This window comes from Streptococcus danieliae (assembly GCF_013415245.1).
GTDB classification, from domain to species: Bacteria; Bacillota; Bacilli; order Lactobacillales; family Streptococcaceae; genus Streptococcus; species Streptococcus danieliae_A.
Genome location: NZ_JACBXX010000210.1, coordinates 1 through 22,484, shown reverse-complemented (window position 1 = coordinate 22,484; position 22,484 = coordinate 1). Strand labels below are relative to the sequence as shown.

Sequence of the window (22,484 nt, the reverse complement as noted above, 5' to 3'; positions counted from 1 at the left end):
TGGAAATCTCCGAAAGGCTGGAAATGCCGTCCCCATCAAGATAGTGTACAGAGTTTTAAGCGCAAGCTGAAGCGACTAACGACGAGGAAGTGGAGCATTGACCTAACGACACGGATTGAACGATTAAATTGGGTTATCCGCGGTTGGGTAAATTACTTCTCACTTGGTAATATGAAGACGATACTGACGCAAATAGATGAGCGTTTACGAACTCGTATCCGAGTCATTATCTGGAAGCAATGGAAGAAAAAATCGAGACGACTATGGGGACTTCTGAAACTAGGTGTTCCGAAATGGATAGCCGATAAAGTATCTGGCTGGGGTAACCACTATCAACTAGTGGCACAAAAGTCAGTCTTAAAGCGAGCTATATCAAAACCAGCCCTTACTAAAAGAGGACTGGTTTCTTGTCTAGATTTCTATCTTAAACGACATGCGTTAAAAGTTAGTTGAACCGCCGTGTGCCGAACGGCACGCACGGTGGTGTGAGAGGGACTAGAAATTAGCCTCTACTCGATTGACCCTGCGTGGCGCTTTGGTTAAAAAGTGCTATGATAGTTACAAATAGCAGTTAAGGGAGAAGTATGAGATGGCTAAGGTAACCATTACAGACATCGCTAAAATGGTAGGAGTGTCCAAAGCGACAGTCTCCTATTATCTAAATGGCAACACCAGTAAAATGTCCCTAGCGACCCAGGAAAAAATTCGTCAAGTTATTGAAGAAACCGGCTACCAGCCGAATAAGATTGCCCAGAGCTTGGCAACCCAGGATACCAAGACGATTGGCGTTGTGATCGCGGATATTACCAATCCCTTTATTTCATCCGTGATGAAGGGGATTCATGACCAGTGTCAGGAGGAAGGTTACAGTGTCTTGTTTACTAATTCAGATGACAATCCTGAGATTGAAGCGGAAAATATTCACCGCCTTTTGCAACAAAATGTATCGGGGATCTTATTGGATCCGATTGATGCCAACTTGCCAAATTTGAAACAATTGGATCCCCAAAAAACGGTGATGGTTGACCGGGAATCCAAGGATATGTTTTTGGATACGGTTGTTTCTAACAACAGTGATTCGACCCGGGAATTTTTGGCGCAGATGAAGGCCCAAGGCTACCGTGATCTTTATTTTGTGACTTATCCAATTGAAGGGATTTCTACCCGCGAACAGCGCTACCAAGGCTTTTGTGAGGAAGTTGGGTCTGATCCGGACCGCTTGCTGGTCTTGGGAGAGCAAGGGACGAGTGAGAAGATTTTGGACTTGCTGGCCGCTGCTAAACGAGGCCTGGGTTTTTTCACCATGAATGGCCCGGTTTTACTGGAGTTTATGAAGCTGATTAATGGAACTCCCTACCAATATCCGAGCGACTTTGGCCTGGGTTCTTATGAAGACTTGGATTGGATGCAGGTCTTGAACCCAAGTATTTCCTGTGTCCGTCAAGACTCCTATCGGATTGGTCGGGTGTCGGCCCATCATTTATTAGGCAAGTTGCAAGGAGAGGAGCAGCCAGAGCAAGCCCAGCGTTTGGTGGTACCGAGTGAGCTGGTTTTAAGAAAATCCTTTTAAAAATAAGGAGCGATTAAAAAAATACGGAGGAACAGCATGTAAACGCTTGCTATCTGACTAGAGATAGGGTATGATAAAGATATACTATTAGTGAATCGGTTAACTCCGCTGCTTGCAGCTGATTATCGTCAAAATTTTTTGGCGATAATTATTTTGCTAGATAAGTTAACCGTTTCACTAGAAAGGAGATCGGATGCATTTTACAAAAATTCTCGAGGATCGGCTAGAGTCCTGTTATGCTGTAGCCCGAATCCATCAGGAGGATCAGGATTATCTCTTGGTTGCCTCGGAAGTGGAAGGGGCCTGTTTGGCCTACGACCTCAATGGTGATCTGAAACGATCGGTCGTTTGGTCGGACATCGGGGGAACCATGTCGATTATCCAGGTTCCGGGGACGCTGGACTTTTTGGCCACCCAGCGGTTTTATCCAGGCTTTAATGCCCAGGATTGTCGAATTGTGTATGGTCGTTTTCTCGGTACTGGTCAATGGGCAGTGGAAGAGTTGATGACTTTTCCCTATCTGCACCGTTTTGACCTCATTCAGGAGCCTGCGGGAGAGATTCTGTTTGTGGGTTGTACCATTGCTAATTCAAAGGCCTTTGTTGAGGACTGGTCGGATGATGGGAAAATCTTTGTGGGGCGCTTTGATTCGGAGTCAGCTTCCTTGGAAGGAATAGAAGCCCTGTCACTGCGTCTCAAAAAAAATCATGGCTACTTTCGACCGGAGGGGCAAGCCTACTCGCTGATCACAGGGGTTGAGGGGATTTTTCGCCTAGACTTTCCCTCTCAGAGTGAGACTGGGGAGTGGCAGCTGACGCCTCTATTTGGGGAAGAAACCAGTGACATTGTGCAGTTTGACTTGGATGGCGATGGTCGGCTGGAAAATGTCCTGATTCAAGATTTTCACGGAGACCGTTTTCGGATTCTGAGCGAAGATTTTGCTGAGGAGCTCTACCGCTACCCTGAGACCACTCCCTTTGGTCATGCCCTTTGGGCGGGTCGGCTCTTGGATCAAGACCTTTTGTTCTTTGGCTACCGTGCTGGTCGCAAGGATCTCTTGGCCTTTACCTTTGAAAATGGAACCTATCAGGAAAGGCTGGTTGAAGGTGGGGTTGCCTCAAGTAATTGCCTAGCTTTTGAAAAAGATGGCCAGGCCTATGTATTTTCTGCCAATAATGGCAGTCATGAAGTTGGATTGTATCAAATCGTTTAAGGAGGATTCGGATGGCAAAGAAAAAAGTATTGGTAACAGGAATTGTACCCAAAGAGGGCTTGACTAAGTTAATGGCGGAGTTTGATGTCACCTATTCAGAGGGAGAGCCCTTTACACGCGACTATGTATTGGAACATTTGGGTGAATATGATGCCTGGCTTTTGATGGGCCAAAAAGGCGATCAAGAAATGCTGGATGCTGGTAAAAATCTGGAACTGATTTCCCTGAATGCGGTTGGCTTCGACCATGTGGATATTGAATATGCCAAGAGCAAGGGGATCACGGTGTCCAATTCACCGCAGGCAGTCCGTGTTCCAACGGCGGAAATGACCTTTAGTCTCTTGCTGGCAGCAACCAAGCGGTTGGCCTTTTACGATCAAGTGGTTCGCCGGGGGGACTGGATTGATCCGAGTGAACAACGCTACCAAGGTTTGACCTTGGAAGGAGCGACTCTGGGTATCTATGGCATGGGTCGTATTGGATCAACCGTAGCCGGTTTTGCCAAGGCCTTTGGGATGAAGATTCTCTACCACGATCCTTATCGACTTCCAGAGGAGCGTGAAGCAGAACTCGGTTTGACCTATGTGTCCTTTGACCAATTGGTGGAAAGCTCAGATGTCATTACCATCCACGCGCCTTATCTCCCATCAACCAAACACAAATTTAACCGGGAAGTGTTTAAGAAAATGAAAAACCGCAGCTATCTGATCAATGCTGCGCGTGGGCCAATTGTCTCTGAAGCGGACCTCATCGAGGCCCTCCAAACGGGTGAGATCGCCGGAGCAGGCTTGGATGTCTTTGAATTTGAACCAGCCGTGGCCGAAGAACTGCGGGCCTTGGATAATGTGATCATGACGCCACATGCGGGCACAGGAACCATCGAAGGTCGTCGGACTCTAGCCGAAGAAGCGGCTGACAATATCATTTCTTATTTTGCTGGGCAACCGGTAAATGTGGTTAATCAGTAAGGAGGTGCCCGATGTTAGCGGCCTTACAAAATTTCTTCAATGTCTTTGGAGCGACGATTGTCGTTCCAGTTATGATCTTTATGGTCAGCTTGTTTTTGAAAGTCAGTCCCAAGAGAGCCTTCTTTAGTGCTCTCCGGGCTGGTGTTGGTTTGACAGGCTTTGGCTGGATCATTTCCTTCTTTACTCCCTTGGTCACCAAGTACATCCAGCAGATGGTTGAGACGGCTGGCTTAAACCTACCAATTGTCGATATTGGCTGGCAGACCGGATCCCTAACTGCCTTTTCTTCTTCGATTGGCCTGTCCTTCTTTGTCTTTGGTCTTTTGATTGAGTTGGTCCTCTTCTTGGTCGGAATCACGAGAGTCTTTGTCCCATCCAACCTCTGGAATAACTTTGGTTACATGATTTGGGGCACCATGGCCTATGCGGCAACTGGTAATTTCGCTTTGTCTTTTGCCTTTATGGTCTTTGTTTTGCTCTATTCCCTCATCATGTCCGAGGTTATTGCAGATCGTTGGTCAGACTACTATGGGGTCAAAAATGCAACCATTAACTCGATTCACAACATTGAGACCCTAGTTCCAGCCCTGCTCCTGGATCCACTGTGGAATCTGCTCGGTGTCAACAAGGTCAAACTCAATCCGGAGTCTTTGAAAACCAAACTGGGGATCTTTGGGGAACCCATGACCCTGGGCTTTATTTTGGGCTTGGTGATTGGAATTTTAGGAAGTTTGAAAGACTTGGCCAGTCTAGATGCCTGGGGTGGAATCCTTGGCTTTGCCATGTCGCTAGCCGCTGTTATGACTGTCTTTCCACTGATCACCGGGGTCTTTGCCAGTGCCTTTGGTCCTTTGGCGGAAGCGGTTGAGAAAAATAAAAAGCAGGAGACCGAAACAGCAGAAGCTGTGGCAGACAAAAAACGCTGGTTCATTGCAGTTGATGACGGGGTAGGTTTTGGTGAACCGGCTACGATCATTGCTGGTTTGATCCTGGTTCCGATTATGGTCTTCTTAGCCTTGCTCTTGCCTGGCAACCGGGCGCTTCCAGTTGTGGACTTAATCGCGATTCCCTTCATGATTGAAGCCATGATTGCGGTTTCTAAAGGAAATATCTTGAAAGCGATCCTCAACGGGATTATTTGGTTCTCACTGGGGCTTTATGCAGCCAGCGCCTTGGGACCGATTTATACCGAAGCGGTTCAACAGTACGGTTCTGTCTTGCCCCAAGGAGTGGTTCTGATTATGAGCTTTAACCTCTTGGCACATCCGCTAACAGCCCTCGTATTCTTTGCCTGGATTTCTGGCAATCCGCTTTTGATTGGGATTACAATCCTTGTTTACCTCTTCTTCCTTTTCCTTTTACGCACAAAACGGGAAAGCATCTACAGTTATCTACGGAAGATGGCGGATAAAAATAGTGGCTTTGAGGGAAGTACGGAGAAAATTTTTATTGCAGAAGATTAATCTTTTTGAGGCGTTAAAAGTTGTACTTAAAAATGTAAGCGTTTTAAATGAAAGGAATGGCTTATGAAAAAAATTGATGGGCACGCGCATATTGTTGATACGATTGCAGGTTTTAATGGCAAGGGGCGTCTCAATGCCCTCGGCAATGGCTATGCTATTTGGGACGATGGCGACCTCATTAAGCTGATTGAGGCTGGTTACGGGGACAAAGGTTTTTCAGCAGAATCCCTCTTGCGTTATATGGACGCCAATGATGTTGAAAAGGCTGTGATTCTACAGGGGCATCTGAATGGCTATCAAAATTACTACACCTATCTGGCCATGAAGCGCTATCCAGATCGCTTTACCGGTGCCTTTTCGGTGGATCCCTATGCCGAAAATGCCATGGCCATTGTGCGGCGTCATGTTGAGGAATTAGGGTTCCGGGCGATTAAGTTTGAAATCAGTCAGGGTGGTGGTATCCATGGCTATCGTGGCCAAAAAACACCTTTCCGTTTGGACACAGATCCCCATGTTAGTCTCATTTTATCCTATCTCCTAGACTATCCGGGCTTTGTGGTGACTGTCGACTATGGCAATTTTGATCAAATTAGCCATCAGCCTGATGCCATTGCCAACCTGGCTCGCCTCTATCCAAGCTTGGATTTTGTGGTCTGCCATCTATCCTTCCCACATGCGGCCACTCCAAATCGCTTACGGGCAGAGTTGTCCATGTGGCAAGACTATCCGAATATTTATACCGACCTTTCCGCTATTCAGGATATTGATAGTCCAGACAGTTTCCCATTTCCGAAATCGGAAGCCAATGTCCGCATCGCCAAAGAGGTTTTGGGTGCCAAGCGCTTAATCTGGGGAACCGACTCTCCTTGGTCTGCTACCTTTAACAGCTACGAAGACTTAGCGACCTGGTTAGAAAAACTGGATGTATTTAGCCCAGAAGAGTTGGAAGATGTTCTCTACAACAATGCGGAGCGTGTCTACTTCAAAGAATCTGCTGTCACAGCTAATCGTCAAGCGCAAGATCCTGTCACTGAGCATCTAAATCTCCAGTAAGTTTAGAAGTGCGGTGAGGTTTGGAAATGAAATTTCCAAACCTCACCCTTCCTATTTGCAGCTCGGTTAGAAAGGGGCTGGGATGAATTACTATTTGTGTATTGATTATGGCGGGACTGCGACCAAAGCGATTGTTTTTGATGAGCAGGGGCAGGAGGTTTCCAGTTCTGCCTTTGCGACCAAGCGGCAGGAGGTGGAGTCGGGCTTTTACGAAGTGGATTTGGGTGAAAGCTGGCAAGCCATTGCCCGGGCCATTGGGGAAAGTCTACGCTTAGCGGATTTGCCCGCGTCAGCGATTCAAGCCGTTGCCTGTATTGGGCATGGCAAGGGACTCTACCTGTTAGACCAGGAGAAACGGGAGTTTTATCCAGGGATTTTATCGGCAGACAGCCGAGCTAGTGACCTAGCGCAAGCCTTTGAACAACGTGTGGGTGAGATTTGGGAGTTAACCCGCCAACATGTGGTTGCTCCCCAAGCTCCTGTCCTCTTGCGGTGGTTGAAGGATCATCGGCCTGATGTTTACCAGCAGGTGGGGGCGGTTTTGGCAGCTAAGGACTATGTGCGCTTTAAGCTGACGGGCTTGGTTCATCAAGAAAGGGGCGATGCTTCTGGCAATCATTGGATCAATTTCCAAACGGGAGCTTATGATCCAGCTATTATTACATTTTTTGGAATTGAAGAAATGGCTGCGGCTCTACCAGCCTTGGTTGACTACCAGCAGATTGTAGGGGGTGTCAGTCAAGAGGCGGCGCTGCAAACTGGTTTGCTGGAAGGGACTCCGGTGCTGGGTGGTCTGTTTGATATTGATGCCTGTGCGCTTGGGTCAGGTGTTCTAGATTCGGAGACCTTCAGCCTTGTTGCGGGGACTTGGAATATCAATACTTATCCGAGTGGTAAGCCAGCTGATTTGGATAGTGGTTTGATGAACTCGCTGTTTCCAACTGGAGAGTATCTGGTTGAGGCCAGTAGCCCGACCTCTGCAGGGAATCTGGATGCCATTTTGAAACTCCTGATGCGGGAGGAAATGACGCTATTGAAGGAACGAGGGGAGTCGATTTACGAGACCTTGGAAGTCTTTTTAGCAGAAACAGATGCAACATTTTCCAAGATTCTATTCTGTCCCTTCCTATATGGTAGTAATGTTGGCCAGCCGGCTGAAGCTTGTTTTTGGGGACTGACAACCCAGTCGACCAAGTCAGAAATGATTCGGTCCGTTTATGAGGGGATTGTGTTTGCCCATAAGCAGCATTTAGAGCAGCTAATCAATTCCTTGGGCCAGGCTCCCCAGGTCTTACGCTTGTCTGGTGGTGCGACCAATTCCGATACCTGGATGCAGATGTTTGCGGATATTTTAGAAATCCCTGTTGAGGTTCCGCAGGCCAAAGAACTAGGTGGTTTGGGAGGAGCCATCGCCTGCCACCAGGCTGTGACAGGCGTGTCCTTACAGGAAGCCGTCCAACAGATGGTGACGATTGACAAGCGATTTAGTCCTCGGCCAAATTCCCATTATGTGAAAAAATATCAGGTTTATCGACAGTTATTAGTAGCTATGGAACCAGTTTGGCAGGATCTCCTAGCTTTAAGAAGGGCGGAACTATGAACAGGCAGGCTATTATTCTCAATACGATTGTTTTTCAGGAACAATTGGAACAAGGACTGGGGCAGGCAGATCTCCTAGAGCTTGTTCAGGCACTGGGTCTGAAGCGCCTGGAGATTCGAAGTGAGTTTCTCAGGGGCGGTCAAGAGGAGTTGCGTGATATTCGTCGCCGGGCAGATGAACTGGGGATTGCACTCTTTTACAGTGCCAATGTCGATTTTTTACAAGGAGATAGCGTCAATCCAGCTCTTGCCAAGTATTGCCAGGAGGCAGAACAATTAGGGGCTCCTTTTTTGAAGGTCAATATTGGAGATGCTGGGGCGATTTCGCGGGAGACCTTGGAAAAATGGTGGACTTCTTTTTCCCCTAAGATGGATATTCGGCTTGAAAACAATCAAGATCCTCTAACAGCAAGGCTGACCAATTGCCAGCGAGTGATGGAGCTGATCCAAGAGGCAGAGCTGCCCCTCTCCTTTATCTTTGATACAGCCAATTGGGTCTTCGTTGGAGACTCGCCGTTGGAGGCTGCAGAGTTACTCGCTTCTGTGACCACCTACCTGCATTGTAAAAATGTCAAACAGGAGGGAGAAACCTTGCAGGTATCGTCCTTCTTTGATGGAGAGCTAGATTTAGTTTCTTTGATTAAGGCTTTCCCAAACCTGGAATATTTAGCCTTGGAGTATCCGGCTTCAGTCCAGCAGCTTGCAGCAGACTTGGTGCAGCTGGAAGAGCTAGAGCTTTCTAGTCTATCTTTGTGAAAAAAATTCAGTCCAAGAGTGAACACATGTCTGTGTTCCTTTTGGGCTTTTTTGTAACCGCTTTTAAGGCTATACTAGACTTACAAAAGAAAACGGAGGATAAGTCAATGGCAAATGTGAAAGACATTACACGTGAGTCCTGGATTCTTTCAACCTTCCCAGAGTGGGGAACTTGGTTAAACGAGGAAATTGAAGAAGAAGTCGTTGCAGAAGGCAACTTTGCAATGTGGTGGCTAGGTAACTGTGGTGTTTGGATTAAAACACCTGGTGGTGCCAATGTGGTGATGGACCTGTGGTCTTCTCGTGGAAAATCCACTAAGAAGGTAAAAGACATGGTCTGGGGTCACCAAATGGCTAACATGGCAGGGGTGCGTAAACTGCAACCAAACTTGCGTGTCCAACCAATGGTGATTGATCCATTTGCAATCAATGAATTGGACTACTACATGGTATCTCATGTGCACAGTGACCACATGGATATCAATACCGCAGCTGCCATCATCAATAATCCAAAATTGGACCATGTAAAATTTGTTGGTCCAGTTGAGAGTGGTGATATTTGGGAAAAATGGGGTGTTCCTGCTGACCGGATTATCCGGATTGCACCAGGGGACAGCTTTGAGTTCAAAGATATCAAGGTTCATGCCGTTGAATCCTTCGACCGTACTTGTTTGGTGACCTTGCCAATTGAGGGTTACGAAGAAAATGGCGGTAGCTTGGCAGGCCTTCCGGTGACGGATGAATTGATGGCCCGCAAAGCGGTGAACTATGTCTTTGAAACACCTGGTGGAACCATCTACCATGGTGCGGACTCTCATTTCTCTAATTATTTTGCCAAACATGGACGTGACTTCAAGATTGATGTCGCTATCAATAACTATGGTGACAACCCAATCGGAATCCAAGATAAGATGACTTCGATCGATCTTCTTCGGATGGCAGAAAATCTTGGAGCTGAAGTTATTATTCCAGTCCACTATGATATTTGGTCAAACTTTATGGCATCAACCGATGAAATTCTCCAGCTTTGGAAGATGCGTAAAGAACGTTTGGATTACAAATTCCATCCATTTATCTGGGAAGTTGGTGGCAAATATACTTATCCATTGGATAAGGACAAGATTGAATACCACCACCCACGTGGATTTGATGATTACTTCTTAGAAGAGTCTAATATTCAATTCAAGGCGCTTCTATAGATAGTTGAGAGTTATCCGTATCCATTGCTAGATGCGGATAATTTTCATATAATGGATTTAGAAAAAATTGCTTTAGGATCTCGATTAGAGGAGGACACCATGTCAACATTATCCGTTAATGCTATTCGTTTTTTAGGAATTGATGCCATCGAAAAGTCTAAGTCTGGTCACCCAGGAGTGGTGATGGGCGCAGCTCCAATGGCTTATGAACTATTTACAAAAGAAATGCGTTTGAATCCAGCTCAACCAAACTGGATCAACCGCGACCGTTTTATCCTCTCAGCGGGACATGGCTCCATGCTCCTGTATGCCCTCCTTCACCTTTCAGGTTTTGAGGATGTGAGCTTGGAAGAAATCAAAAACTTCCGTCAATGGGGTTCCAAAACTCCAGGTCACCCAGAATATGGTCATACGGCTGGTGTTGATGCAACAACTGGACCATTGGGCCAAGGGATTTCCATGGCGACCGGTTTTGCTCAAGCAGAGCGTTTCTTGGCTGCCAAGTATAACCGCGATGGTTTCCCAATCTTTGACCACTACACTTATGTCATTGCAGGTGATGGTGACTTGATGGAAGGTGTTTCTGCAGAAGCAGCTTCCTATGCTGGTTTGCAAAAACTCGAAAAATTGATTGTCCTTTATGATTCCAATGATATTAACTTGGACGGTGAAACCAAAGACTCCTTCACGGAAGATGTCAAAGCTCGTTACCAAGCCTATGGCTGGCATACAGATTTGGTTGAAGATGGAACAGATGTGGCAGCGATTCAAGCAGCCGTTGCACGTGCAAAAGAGTCTGGTAAGCCATCCTTGATCGAAGTGAAAACTGTTATCGGTCATGGTTCTCCAAATAAACAAGGAACCAATGCGGTTCACGGAGCTCCTCTAGGTGCGGAAGAAACAGCTGCAACCCGTGAAGCTCTTGGTTGGAACTACGAAGCCTTTGAAGTTCCAGCAGAAGTTTATGCTGACTTCAAAGAAAATGTTGTGGACCGTGGACAAGCAGCTTATGCCGAGTGGGAAGCTTTGGTTGAAGCTTACAAGGCAGCCCACCCTGAATTGGCAGATGAAGTTGCGGCTATCATTGAAGGTCGTGACCCAGTCCGTGTCAAACCAGAAGATTTCCCAGTTCACGAAGCTGGCTTCTCACAAGCGACTCGGAACTCTAGCCAGGATGCTTTGAATGCAGCTGCAGCAGTCCTTCCAACCTTCCTTGGTGGATCTGCAGACTTGGCTCACTCCAACATGACCTACATTAAAGAAGACGGCTTGCAAGATGATACTCATCGCCTCAACCGCAACATCCAATTTGGTGTGCGTGAGTTTGCCATGGGAACAATCTTGAATGGTATGAGCCTTCACGGTGGACTTCGCGTCTATGGCGGAACCTTCTTCGTCTTTTCAGACTACCTCAAGGCAGCGATGCGTCTAGCAGCCCTTCAAGGTCTACCTGTGACCTACGTCTTCACCCACGATTCAATTGCCGTTGGAGAAGATGGACCAACCCACGAACCAATCGAACACTTGGCTGGTCTACGGGCAATGCCAAACCTCAATGTCTTCCGTCCAGCAGATGCGCGTGAGACTCAAGCAGCTTGGTACCAAGCCTTGACTAGCGAGTCTACTCCAACTGCCCTCGTCTTGACCCGTCAAAACTTGGAAGTTCAGGAAGGAACAGACTTCGATAAGGTTGCGCGTGGAGCTTATGTGGTCCATGAAACAGCACCAGACTTTGACCGCCTAGTCATTGCTACAGGTTCTGAAGTGGAATTGGCTGTAAAAGCTGCTAAGGACTTGGAAGCAGACGGTCTCAAAGTGCGCGTGGTCAGCATGCCATCTAGTGATGTCTTTGACCAACAGGATGCAGCTTACAAAGAAGAAGTTCTTCCAAATGCCATCCGTAAACGCCTAGCGGTTGAGATGGGAGCTAGCCTGTCTTGGTACAAATATGTTGGATTGGACGGAGATGTCCTAGCCATTGATACCTTTGGTGCATCTGCCCCAGCAGGCAAAGTCCTTGACGAATATGGCTTTAACCTTGAAAATGTAAAAGCAAAAATCTCAGCTCTCTAAGAAGATGAGTAAAGCCGGCTCTTGCGAGAGCCGGTTTTTTGAGGTGTGATGGATTTATATGAGGAATGAAAGCGTTTCACTGGAATCCTCCCTAAACTTTTATTATAATATACATATCATCTGCAGGTGATGCTAGCGCTAATAAGTCGAATTGTTTTCAATTATCAATTGACACTTCCATTCTCTGCTTTTCAGCTCGTTACGGCTACCCTGATGATTTGGAGTTTGTTCAGCTTACCGGGTGTCTCTATGGCTATTTTATTAGGGGGATGGTTATTTCATTTAGAAGTTCTCTTGTCTCTGAAATCTATGGCTATTTTTACTTTTGTTATTATAGCGCTATTATCGCTAGGTTTATCTTTAGCTTATTGGCTAAAACCAGAAATTTTAACACTGGTAACCCAACTAATTATGCTCGTTGGCCTTTTGTTTTCACCAATTTTGATCCCGGAACAAAGACTCCCAGATCCGTTGATAATTATCGGAGAATGGAATCCTTTTGTTGCAGCTAGTAAGTTGATTCGTTCAGGAGTTTTTGACTTGGCGGCAGTTGATTTGAAAGACTTACTTGTAGTCGGTTTCGTATGTTTGTTATCAGTTATAGCTATATTCTCTAAGTTGCAAAGGAGGAGATAGGAATGTTGTCGATTAGGAATTGGAGTGCCTACTATGGACAAAGAAAGGTTTTAGGACCTATATCTCTGACGTTTGAACCTGGAAAGATAATTGGATTAATCGGGCAAAACGGTAGTGGGAAGACGACCTTTTTTCACTCATTGCTAGGCCTATTACGGGTAGAAGGTGAAATCACCTTGAATGGAGCGCCTGTGACACAAAAGAGTCTGGTTTATCTAGGCTTATCTGGGTCTTTTTCAGACAGAGATCTGAAGAGAAGGATGGATGAAATTTTTGAAGAAAATTTTATTTATAACGGAAAATCTCCGATTGCTTTGTCTCATGATATTTGCTGCCGAATAGGGAAAGGATTGACTGGAAGGGAACAATTAGGAAGCTTATCAAAGGGGATGCAACAGAAATTTTCTTTGGAAATGCTTTTGGCCTTGGACCCTCAAATCCTCTTGTTGGATGAGCCTTTTGATGGTTTGGACCAAATAGGAATTGAGACGTTAAAACAATCTTTGAAAGATCAATCTCAACAAGGGAAGATAGTTCTATTAACGAGTCATACTTTTAGTGAATTGGATGCTTTATTGGATGAACTTTACATTATAAAAAACGGGGACTTTCATTCTGTAGAGAATAAAGAATATTTAACAGAACCTGGAGGGATTGCACGTATCTATAAGCGGGAAATGGGGTGAATAGATGGAGTTGCTTTATGGACTGGAGTATGAACGGTTGAATCAGCGTTTGAGAGGGAGTTTTATCCTATATGGACTAGTGTTTGGGCTGTTTGTCTCATTTTTCCATGTCATGGGTTTTTTAGACAAATCAGAGGAGAACTTTATTTTAAGTCAGGGGTCTGGGGTAGTAAGTTTATCACTGACTATTTGTTTGAGTCTAGCCTCTATTTACACTGTTATTCGCGTCCGGCAACCTATCTTAGATGCGTATTTAGGGAATAATAGAATTCGAACTTATAGTTTCGCTTTGGGCCGTGAGGATTTGTTGGGTCAACGTTTGAGAGTACTAAAAGCTTTATTTTTTAGACATTGGTCAATCGGAACTATTGCTGTACTGGCTGTATTTGCGATCACTCGAGTGCCGGTATCAGATTGGCTATTACTTTTGTTACTGGAATTGCTTGCACTGGAGTTGGCTTGGCTTCAAATTATTCTCTCTTTGGCAAGTGGCTATCGTTTTCAGTCGGGAACAGTTAGTGTCATTACTAGCCTAATATTTGTTATCGTCACAGGCAATGCATTTGCGTGGAGCTTTCGATTATCTACTTTAGTTCTGTTCTGTTTATTGCTTTTCCTTTATGTAGCTTCTAAAGGAGTTGAGGCTTATTTTTTGAACAAAATCCAAAAGGACGTACTGGGCTCCTAGCCATTGATACCTTTGGCGCATCTGCCCCAGCAGGCAAAGTCCTTGACGAATATGACTTTAACCTTGAAAATGTAAAAGCAAAAATCTCAGCTCTCTAAGAAGATGAGTAAAGCCGGCTCTTGCGAGACCGGCTTTTTTGCGACTGGTACTCGGACATTTCTTGTAAGCCCAGGCAGGATTTGATATAGTAGAATGAATAGAAAAAAGGAGAATTGCATGAATTTACAATTTTTATGGATGATGCTGGTGTTTGGTGGATTGCTCTTCTTTATGCAACGCCAACAACGAAAACAACAAGCCAAACGTCAAGAACAAATGGCTAGTCTGGCTAAAGGTACGGAAATTGTCACCATTGGTGGGCTATATGGTGTTATTGATGAGATTGACCGCGAGGCCAACAAGATGGTTCTAGATGTTGACGGTGTTTACTTGACCTTTGAGTTGACCGCCCTAAAAGCAGTTGTCAATACTCCAGCTGTAGAAGCGGAACCTGCTCAAGAAGCTCTTGTGGAACCTGTAGAAGAAGTAACCCAGGAAGAGCCAGTTGAAACAAGTGACAAGTAGTGGCATGGTTTATTAATCTTTTGTAATCTTTTCGTAACGCACAGAAGATTGAAAATTTGCTATACTTTTTTTAGCTAGAAAAGCTAGATTGGTTCGCTACTTGTTTTGTTAATCAGCGAACACCTAAAGGAGAAATAAAACTATGGCATTTACAACAAAGAAAAAATTAGTTACCGGGGTTGCAGTTCTTGGATCTGTAGCAGGTGCATCTGCCTTGGAAGCTCAAGCAGTTACAGCAGAAACTCAGGAAGTATCAGTACAAAACCAAGTACGTGACATCATCGCGGAAGCAGTTGCTAATACAGCTGTTCCAACAATGGATGATTTGACATCTTACTTTGGTGTAACAGGTAGCCGTGGCAATGTCTTGGATACCTTTGAAGAATTTGCAGAGGAAGCAGTTGTTGAAACTGAGAAAAACCCTTCTGAGAAAAACGCAGCCTTCTCTCAATTGTTGATCGATGCGCTTGAAGATTCAGACTTCCGTACTGGTTTGCAAAACCGTCAGGATGCTGTTTGGCCACGTGAAGGTGCGGTCTATGCACAAGCTCTTGTAGCTAAAGCAGCTCCAGCAGCAGAAGTTGCTCCCCTATCTTTCGAAGCTGTTGCAACTCCAGTAGCACCAGCTGTTGAAGCAGCACCAGTAGCTGAGGTTGTGGCACCAGCCGTTGAAGTTTCAGCTCCAGCGGTTGCGGAAGTGGCGCCCGTAGTTGCAGAAGCAGCAGTTGCAGCAGCACCTGTAGTTGAAGAGGCGGCACCAGTTGTTGCCAACCTTGTTGCAACTGAAACAGCAGCTCCAGCACCAGCTGTTGAAGCGCCAGTAGCAGAGGAAGCAGCACCAGTAGCTGAGCCAGTTGTTGAAGCAGCTCCAGCAGCAGAAGTTTCAGCTCCTGTAGTTGAAGAGGCGCCAGCAGCAGAGGTTGCGGCACCAGCTGTTGAAGCACCTCAAGCAGAAGAGTCAGCTCCAGTAGCTGAACAAGCGGCAGCAGAGCAAGCAGCGGCAGCGCAAGCTGAAGCAGAACGCCAAGCTGCAGAACAGGCAGCAGCAGCGCAAGCCGAAGCAGAACGTCAAGCTGCAGAACAAGCAGCGGCAGCTCAGGCTGAAGCAGAACGTCAGGCAGCAGAGCAAGCAGCGGCTGAGCAAGCACAAACAGGTGCGATTACCCCAACTTACAACTACAATACATCAGGAAGCTACCCAGTTGGACAATGTACATGGGGTGTTAAGGTAATGGCTCCTTGGGTTGGTGATTACTGGGGTAACGGTGCTGACTGGGCAGCGTCTGCAGCAGCAGCAGGTTTCCGTACAGGTACAACACCACAAGTTGGAGCGGTTGCATCTTGGAACGATGGTGGTTATGGACACGTAGCTTACGTTACAGCTGTTGAATCAAACAACGCAATCCAAGTATATGAGTCAAACTACAACGGAATCCAACAAATCGGAAACTACCGTGGAACCTTTGACCCAACAACTGCACAAGGTACAGTTACTTACATCTATCCAAACTAAACCGATTAATGAGGAAACGGCAGCCAAGGGCTGCCGTTTTTTAATGTCTCGTCCGATTTGGCTGAGCCTGACGGAAGCTTGGAAACGGCCTGAATTTCCCATAGCTAGGGCTTTTGTGGTATAATGAACTAATTCAATCTCTTATAAAATCACCTTCTGCTGTCAGCTAGAAGTGTGTCTAGAAAGAATGGAAAAGAATATGTTTGGTTTTAAAAAGAAGGAAGAGCAGCCGTCCTTGACAATTCCCAAGCACATTGGCATCATTATGGATGGAAATGGTCGCTGGGCTCAGAAACGGATGCAGCCGCGTGTCTTTGGCCATAAGGCTGGGATGGAAGCTTTGCAAGAAGTTGCCAAAGCTGCCAGTCAGATGGGCGTGAAGGTACTAACCGTTTATGCTTTTTCCACAGAAAACTGGTCGCGTCCAGAAAAGGAAGTTAAATTTATCATGAACCTTCCAGTGGAATTTTATGATCGCTATGTTCCAGAATTACACCGGCAAGGTGTTAAAATCCAGATGTTGGGAGATGTGAGCCGCTTGCCAGCTCCGACTTTGGACTCCCTTCGGAAGGCGGAAGCATTGACAGCTGAGAATACAGGTCTGGTGCTTAATTTTGCCTTGAATTATGGAGGTCGCGCTGAAATCCAAGAAGCTGTTCGGGCTATTGCAGCCGGGGTACAGGCAGGAACTTATAGCCTAGATCAGATTAACGATGAATTGATTGGCTCTCATCTCTATACCGGTGGCCTGCCGAAGGAATGGCAAGATCCTGAATTGATTGTCCGAACTAGTGGAGAGTTACGCCTCAGTAACTTTTTACCGTGGCAGTCTGCCTATAGTGAATTGTATTTTACAGACACCCTGTGGCCAGATTTTACAGCCCAGTCATTAGAAGCAGCAATTGAGGATTACAATCGCCGCAGTCGTCGTTTTGGAGGAGTTTAAGATGGAAAAAGAATTGCAGAACCGCCTTGTATTTGGTGTGGGTGCCGCAGTCATATTGTTGGCGCTTTTATGGTTTGGAGGCTTGCCGTTTCAGTTTGTGGTGGGGCTCCTAGCGATGTTGGGAGTTTATGAGCTCTTTGCGATGAAGGGCTTGGCGATCAATACGCCCGAAGGAATTTTAGCCAGTCTAGCGGCCCTGCTCCTAACCCTACCCTTGGAAAACTATTTGTCTTTTTTGCCAAATGATTCTAATATTTCCCTCTTTGCCCTCTTGGCTATGGGGATTTTAGGAAGTACCGTTTTTGTTAAAGGGTATACCTATGACGATGCGGTTTTTCCGATTGCATCTAGCTTTTATGTAGGCTATGGTTTTCATATGTTAGTGCGGGCTCAGATGTCTGGTTTGGATAAGGTGCTCTATGCCTTGTTGCTGGTCTGGGCAACGGATAGCCTAGCTTATTTTGTCGGCAAACGGTTTGGGCAGCGGAAGTTGTTGCCGCAGGTTTCGTCCAACAAGACAGTTGAGGGAAGCTTGGGCGGTATTGCCGGGGCTCTAGTGGTCACTTTTGGATTCTACCTCTTTAGTGGAGCGACTTTTGGCGGCAAGAACTTTTTCCTAGTCTTGCTCTTGGCTATTTTCTTTTCAGTAGCGGGGCAGTTTGGTGATCTTGTGGAGAGTTCCATCAAGCGCCATTATGGAGTCAAGGATTCTGGCCGCTTTATCCCCGGCCATGGCGGACTCTTGGACCGCTTTGACAGCCTCCTATTCGTATTCCCACTCTTGCATTTAGCGGGGTTCTTCTAAAATGAAAGCCATTTATCTCATGGGGGCCACCGGTTCCATTGGTCAGCAGACCTTGGATATCCTGCGTGCCTACCCTGACCAGTTTCGCCTGCTTGCCTTTAGTTTTGCGCAGAATATTGATGCGGCGCGGGCGATTGTGGAGGAATTTAAACCAGCTGCGGTCGTTGTAGCAGATTCGGATCTGGGGCAAGCGCTGCTTGCAGATTTCCCGGAACTGGAACAGTATACAGATCTAGAAGCCTATGCGGCCCAAGGAGATTACGACTTGATGGTCAATGCTGTTATGGGCAGTGTTGGCCTGAAAGCGACCTTGGCTGCTATCCAGGCGCAAAAAGAAATCGCCTTGGCCAATAAGGAAACCTTGGTGATGGCTGGAGACTTTGTCATGGCGGCAGCCCGAGACAAGGGCGTGTCGATCTTGCCAGTGGATAGTGAGCATTCAGCGATTTTCCAGGCCATGCAAGGTTTAGAGCGACAAGATGTGAAAAAGCTGGTCATTACTGCCAGTGGCGGTAGCTTCCGGGATAAAACCAGAGCTGAGTTGGCAGAGGTTACAGTTGCTGAAGCCTTGGCTCATCCTAACTGGACGATGGGGGCTAAAATTACGATTGATTCCAGCACGATGGTTAATAAGGGCTTGGAAGTGATCGAAGCCCACCACTTGTTTGACTGGGACTATGACCAGATTGAAGTCATTCAACACCGGGAAAGTCTTGTCCATTCAATGATTGAAATGCAGGACGGAGCTTTCTTGGCGCAATTGGGTCCCAGTGATATGCGGGAACCGATTCAATTTGCCCTGACCTACCCGCGGCACCAGCCTCTTCAAAATTCCAAGCCGTTTGATTTAACAGACATCGGCCAGCTTCATTTTGAAAAGCTGGATCTGGAGCGTTTTCCGGTGTTGGCCTTGGCTTTTGAGGTTGGCCGTCGAGGTGGTTCTTTCCCAGCTGTTTACAATGCGGCTAATGAAGTGGCGGTTGCGGCCTTTTTGGATGGCCAGATTGCTTATTTAGAAATTGAAAGTTTGATTGAGCGTGCAGTTGCCGACCATGTCGAGGCAACAGAACTGAATCTGGAACGGTTACTGGAAATTGACCGTTCTACACGTGAGAAAGTGAGGGGGTGGCTTGCCCAATGATGGGGATCCTGAGTTTTCTATTTATATTTGCTGTTATTGTTATCATTCATGAGTATGGTCACTTTGCTTTGGCCAAAAAATCAGGAATCTTAGTACGTGAATTTGCGATTGGGATGGGACCCAAAATCTTCAGCCATCAAGGGCAGGATGGGACCCTCTATACCATCCGGATGCTCCCCTTTGGGGGGTATGTGCGCATGGCTGGCTGGGGTGAGGACCGGGTTGAGATTCCCAAAGGGAGTTTGGTCGCCCTCAGTCTGAATGCAGAGGGAGTGGTGACGCGCCTGAATTTGTCCAAAAAAGAATTGGACCATCAAGCGGTTCCGCTCCAGGTTTTGGAGTATGATCTCGAAGATAGCCTGACCATCAAGGGGCTCCTCTTGGATCAGGAACAGAGCTACCGGGTTGACCATGATGCGACGATTGTCGAGAAGGACGGAACCGAGGTGCGGATTGCGCCCTTGGATGTTCAGTACCAAAATGCTAGTCTTTGGGGCCGTTTTCTAACAAACTTTGCAGGACCTTTTAATAACTTTGTCCTAGGGATTGTGGCCTTCAGCCTCTTGCTCTTCCTGCAAGGGGGAGCGCCCAATCTCAATACCAATCAGGTGCGGGTAGCAGAGAATGGTGCCCTGGCCCAGGCCGGCTATCAGGATCAGGTAACCCTGGAGAAAATTGGCGGCAAAGAAATTGCGACCTTTAGCGATATTGCCCCAGCCATTCAAGAGGCAACGGACAAGGCCAAGGATGGCAAGGTTGCGGTTCAGGTCAATCAACAGACACAAGAGATTCAGCTGCAGGAAATGGATGGAACCTATCGCATTGGTGTCTTACCGGCTTTGGATACTAGTTTGACAGCCAAGCTGACAGGTGGTTTCACCATGGCGGCGGCGGCAGCAGGACAGATTGTCACAGCCCTCCGAAATCTGATTTTTAATCCCAATTTGAATGGTCTAGGAGGGCCGGTGGCCATTTATCAGGCCTCTAGCATGGCTGCGCGTGATGGTTGGACCAGTGTCTTGCAACTTCTAGGTTTCCTATCGATCAATATCGGGATTTTCAACCTCTTGCCGATTCCGGCTCTCGATGGTGGAAAAATCGTTTTGAATATCTTGGAAGCTATCCGTAGGAAGCCTGTGAAACGGGAAACAGAAACCTACCTGACCTTGATTGGGGCCGGTCTGATGTTGCTCTTGATGATTGCAGTAACCTGGAATGATATACTACGAACATTTTTTTAGAGGAGAATAAATGAAACAAAGTAAAATGCTGATCCCAACTTTGCGGGAAATGCCAAGTGATGCACAAGTAATTAGCCATGCTCTGATGTTGCGGGCTGGCTATGTTCGCCAAGTTTCTGCGGGGATTTATACTTATCTGCCCCTAGCTAACCGCGTTTTGGAAAAAGCTAAACAGATTATGCGGGAAGAGTTTGACAAGATTGATGCAGTGGAAATGTTGGCGCCCGCCCTTCTCAGTGCAGACCTTTGGCGGGAATCTGGCCGTTACGATACTTACGGGGAAGACCTGTATAAATTGAAAAATCGTGAAGGATCAGACTTTATCCTAGGCCCAACGCATGAAGAAACCATGACCGTTGTGGTTCGGGACTCTGTCAAGTCTTACAAACAATTGCCAATGAACCTTTACCAAATTCAATCCAAATATCGCGATGAAAAACGTCCCCGCAATGGGCTTTTGCGGACGCGTGAATTTATCATGAAGGATGGCTATAGTTTCCATGCCGATTATGATGATTTGGATGTAACCTATGAGGACTATCGTCAGGCTTATGAGCGAATCTTTGACCGCTCAGGCTTGGAGTATAAGGCGATCATCGGAGACGGTGGGGCTATGGGTGGTAAGGATAGCCAAGAGTTTATGGCCATTACTCCAGAGCGGACAGACTTGGAACGTTGGTTGGTCTTGGATAAATCGATTGCCAGCCTGGATGAAATTCCTGAAGATGTCTTGGCAGAGATCCGTGCAGAACTTGAAAAATGGGTTATTTCTGGTGAGGATACCATTGTTTATTCTAGTGAATCTGGCTATGCAGCCAATCTCGAAATGGCTACCAATGAGTACAAGCCTAAAAATCTAGTTGTCAGCGAAGAAGAATTGGCAAAAGTTGCCACTCCAGACACCAAAACCATTGATGCCGTTGCAGCCCTTCTAGATGTACCAGAAGAACAAACGATTAAGACGATGGTTTACATAGCAGATGGCAAACCAATTGCAGCCCTCCTTGTTGGAAATGACCAAGTTAACGAAGTGAAATTGAAAAACTTCTTGGAAGCAGACTTCATGGACCCAGCAACAGACGCTGAAGTTCAAGAACTAATCGGGGCTAGTTTTGGTTCCCTAGGACCAGTCGGACTTCCAGAGGACTTCCGCATCATCGCTGATCGTAAGGTCCAGGATGTACGCAACGCTGTTGTTGGTGCCAATGAGGACGACTTCCACTTGACTGGTGTAAACCCAGGTCGGGATTTCCAAGCTGAATATGCGGACATTCGTGAGGTCAAAGAAGGTGAAATTTCACCTGATGGTATGGGTCAACTGCAATTTGCCCGTGGAATCGAGATTGGTCATATCTTCAAGCTAGGAACGCGTTACTCAGATTCGATGGATGCCAAAGTTCTTGATGAAAACGGCCGGGCGATCCCAATTGTTATGGGCTGTTATGGAATCGGCGTTAGCCGCCTACTATCTGCGGTTATGGAACAGCATGCCCGTCTCTTTGTCAACAAAACACCAAAAGGCGACTACCGCTATGCTTGGGGGATTAACTTCCCGAAAGAATTGGCTCCATTTGATGTTCACCTTATCCCTGTCAACGTCAAGGACGAGGCTAGCCTAGCCCTTACAAGCCGCTTAGAAGCGAGCCTACAAGCAGCTGGCTATGAAGTTTTGACAGATGATCGCAATGAACGGGCTGGAGTTAAATTCAGCGATAGTGACTTGATCGGTCTTCCAATCCGCATTACCGTTGGTAAAAAAGCAGACGAAGGCATTGTTGAAGTTAAAATCAAATCCAATGGATCTAGCATCGAGGTCCATGAAGACAACCTTCTGGAGACCCTTCATATCCTTCTTAAGGAAGAACAATAAGATCTTGGAAAGAACCTTAGCAGTTGATTCTGCTAGGGTTTTCTTTTGGGGCGAAAAAAATTAAAAAAAATGAGCAAAAAGTCTTGCCAAGAAAGTTGTAGTGTTGTATACTAAGAAAGTCCTGAAGGGAGAGTTCCTTAAACGGGACAGTTAGTGGATAAAGGTTCGGTTCATCCGAACCAAGCCAAAAAAACTTCAAAAATTTTTCAAAAAAGTGTTGACAAAGATTTGAGGTTTTGATAAACTAATGAAGTTGTCTCGTGAGAGACATGACCTTTGAAAACTGAACAAGACGAATACCAATGTGTGGGACACTAGAAATAGTGCCCGGCAAGAAAAAAACAATAAATCTGTCAGTGACAGAAATGAGCAGTAGCTCAAACTTTTGATGAGAGTTTGATCCTGGCTCAGGATGAACGCTGGCGGCGTGCCTAATACATGCAAGTAGAACGCTGAAGAAAGAGCTTGCTCTTTTGGAAGAGTTGCGAACGGGTGAGTAA

19 protein-coding genes, 1 rRNA gene and 1 pseudogene are annotated in these 22,484 nt (G+C 46.4%); all 21 read left to right on the top strand.

The window, feature by feature from the left end; all coding sequences use genetic code 11:
- Window positions 1-453: group II intron maturase-specific domain-containing protein (locus HZY94_RS09295; protein ID WP_306538575.1), on the top strand; the 453-nt coding region annotated here is incomplete at its 5' end.
- 130 nt (window positions 454-583) lie between these two features.
- A pseudogene (locus HZY94_RS09290) lies at window positions 584-1,570 on the top strand (LacI family DNA-binding transcriptional regulator); the annotation flags it as partial.
- Window positions 1,571-1,763: 193 nt separating this feature from the next.
- The gene (locus tag HZY94_RS09285; RefSeq protein WP_179925910.1) at window positions 1,764-2,783 is read left to right on the top strand and encodes a hypothetical protein; all 1,020 of its coding nucleotides are present in this window, start codon (window positions 1,764-1,766) and stop codon (window positions 2,781-2,783) included.
- Window positions 2,784-2,794: 11 nt separating this feature from the next.
- Complete coding sequence (locus HZY94_RS09280; RefSeq protein WP_179925909.1) at window positions 2,795-3,751, top strand: 2-hydroxyacid dehydrogenase family protein; 957 nt, start codon at window positions 2,795-2,797, stop codon at window positions 3,749-3,751.
- Window positions 3,752-3,762: 11 nt separating this feature from the next.
- On the top strand, window positions 3,763-5,214 hold the full coding sequence (locus HZY94_RS09275; RefSeq protein WP_179925908.1) for a PTS galactitol transporter subunit IIC: 1,452 nt from the start codon (window positions 3,763-3,765) through the stop codon (window positions 5,212-5,214).
- 63 nt (window positions 5,215-5,277) lie between these two features.
- Window positions 5,278-6,267: an amidohydrolase family protein gene (locus tag HZY94_RS09270; RefSeq protein ID WP_179925907.1), complete on the top strand. Its 990-nt coding sequence runs from the start codon at window positions 5,278-5,280 to the stop codon at window positions 6,265-6,267.
- 82 nt (window positions 6,268-6,349) lie between these two features.
- Window positions 6,350-7,867 carry an FGGY-family carbohydrate kinase gene (locus HZY94_RS09265; RefSeq protein ID WP_179925906.1) on the top strand — a complete coding sequence of 506 codons (1,518 nt, stop codon included), beginning with the start codon at window positions 6,350-6,352 and terminating at the stop codon, window positions 7,865-7,867.
- Window positions 7,864-8,622, top strand: coding sequence for a sugar phosphate isomerase/epimerase family protein (locus HZY94_RS09260; protein WP_179925905.1), 759 nt, complete (start codon window positions 7,864-7,866; stop codon window positions 8,620-8,622). The genes HZY94_RS09265 and HZY94_RS09260 overlap by 4 nt, the downstream gene beginning before the upstream one ends.
- Window positions 8,623-8,729: 107 nt before the next feature.
- Window positions 8,730-9,821: an L-ascorbate 6-phosphate lactonase gene (ulaG, locus tag HZY94_RS09255; RefSeq protein ID WP_160332598.1), complete on the top strand. Its 1,092-nt coding sequence runs from the start codon at window positions 8,730-8,732 to the stop codon at window positions 9,819-9,821.
- 99 nt (window positions 9,822-9,920) lie between these two features.
- On the top strand, window positions 9,921-11,894 hold the full coding sequence (tkt, locus tag HZY94_RS09250) for a transketolase (RefSeq protein WP_179925904.1): 1,974 nt from the start codon (window positions 9,921-9,923) through the stop codon (window positions 11,892-11,894).
- Window positions 11,895-12,143: 249 nt separating this feature from the next.
- Window positions 12,144-12,530, top strand: a complete 387-nt coding sequence (locus HZY94_RS09245; protein ID WP_179925903.1) for a hypothetical protein — start codon at window positions 12,144-12,146, stop codon at window positions 12,528-12,530.
- A 2-nt stretch (window positions 12,531-12,532) separates the two neighbouring features.
- Complete coding sequence (locus HZY94_RS09240) at window positions 12,533-13,216, top strand: ABC transporter ATP-binding protein (RefSeq protein ID WP_179925902.1); 684 nt, start codon at window positions 12,533-12,535, stop codon at window positions 13,214-13,216.
- A gap of 4 nt (window positions 13,217-13,220) precedes the next feature.
- On the top strand, window positions 13,221-13,904 hold the full coding sequence (locus tag HZY94_RS09235; RefSeq protein WP_179925901.1) for a hypothetical protein: 684 nt from the start codon (window positions 13,221-13,223) through the stop codon (window positions 13,902-13,904).
- Between the two features lie 216 nt (window positions 13,905-14,120).
- Entirely contained in the window at window positions 14,121-14,468 is a 348-nt protein-coding gene (gene yajC / locus HZY94_RS09230; protein ID WP_179925900.1) for a preprotein translocase subunit YajC, read from the top strand.
- Between the two features lie 142 nt (window positions 14,469-14,610).
- Window positions 14,611-15,981, top strand: a complete 1,371-nt coding sequence (locus HZY94_RS09225; protein ID WP_228064595.1) for a CHAP domain-containing protein — start codon at window positions 14,611-14,613, stop codon at window positions 15,979-15,981.
- 199 nt (window positions 15,982-16,180) lie between these two features.
- Window positions 16,181-16,927 (top strand): isoprenyl transferase, encoded by a 747-nt coding sequence (locus HZY94_RS09220; protein WP_179925912.1) that lies wholly within the window; start codon window positions 16,181-16,183, stop codon window positions 16,925-16,927.
- 1 nt (window position 16,928) lies between these two features.
- Window positions 16,929-17,732, top strand: a complete 804-nt coding sequence (locus HZY94_RS09215) for a phosphatidate cytidylyltransferase (RefSeq protein WP_179925899.1) — start codon at window positions 16,929-16,931, stop codon at window positions 17,730-17,732.
- A 1-nt stretch (window position 17,733) separates the two neighbouring features.
- Window positions 17,734-18,873, top strand: a complete 1,140-nt coding sequence (dxr, locus tag HZY94_RS09210) for a 1-deoxy-D-xylulose-5-phosphate reductoisomerase (RefSeq protein WP_179925898.1) — start codon at window positions 17,734-17,736, stop codon at window positions 18,871-18,873.
- On the top strand, window positions 18,870-20,114 hold the full coding sequence (gene rseP / locus HZY94_RS09205; RefSeq protein WP_179925897.1) for an RIP metalloprotease RseP: 1,245 nt from the start codon (window positions 18,870-18,872) through the stop codon (window positions 20,112-20,114). The genes dxr and rseP overlap by 4 nt, the downstream gene beginning before the upstream one ends.
- Window positions 20,115-20,124: 10 nt before the next feature.
- Window positions 20,125-21,984 (top strand): proline--tRNA ligase, encoded by a 1,860-nt coding sequence (locus HZY94_RS09200; RefSeq protein WP_179925896.1) that lies wholly within the window; start codon window positions 20,125-20,127, stop codon window positions 21,982-21,984.
- Window positions 21,985-22,368: 384 nt separating this feature from the next.
- Window positions 22,369-22,484 (top strand): 16S ribosomal RNA (locus HZY94_RS09195); the annotation flags it as partial.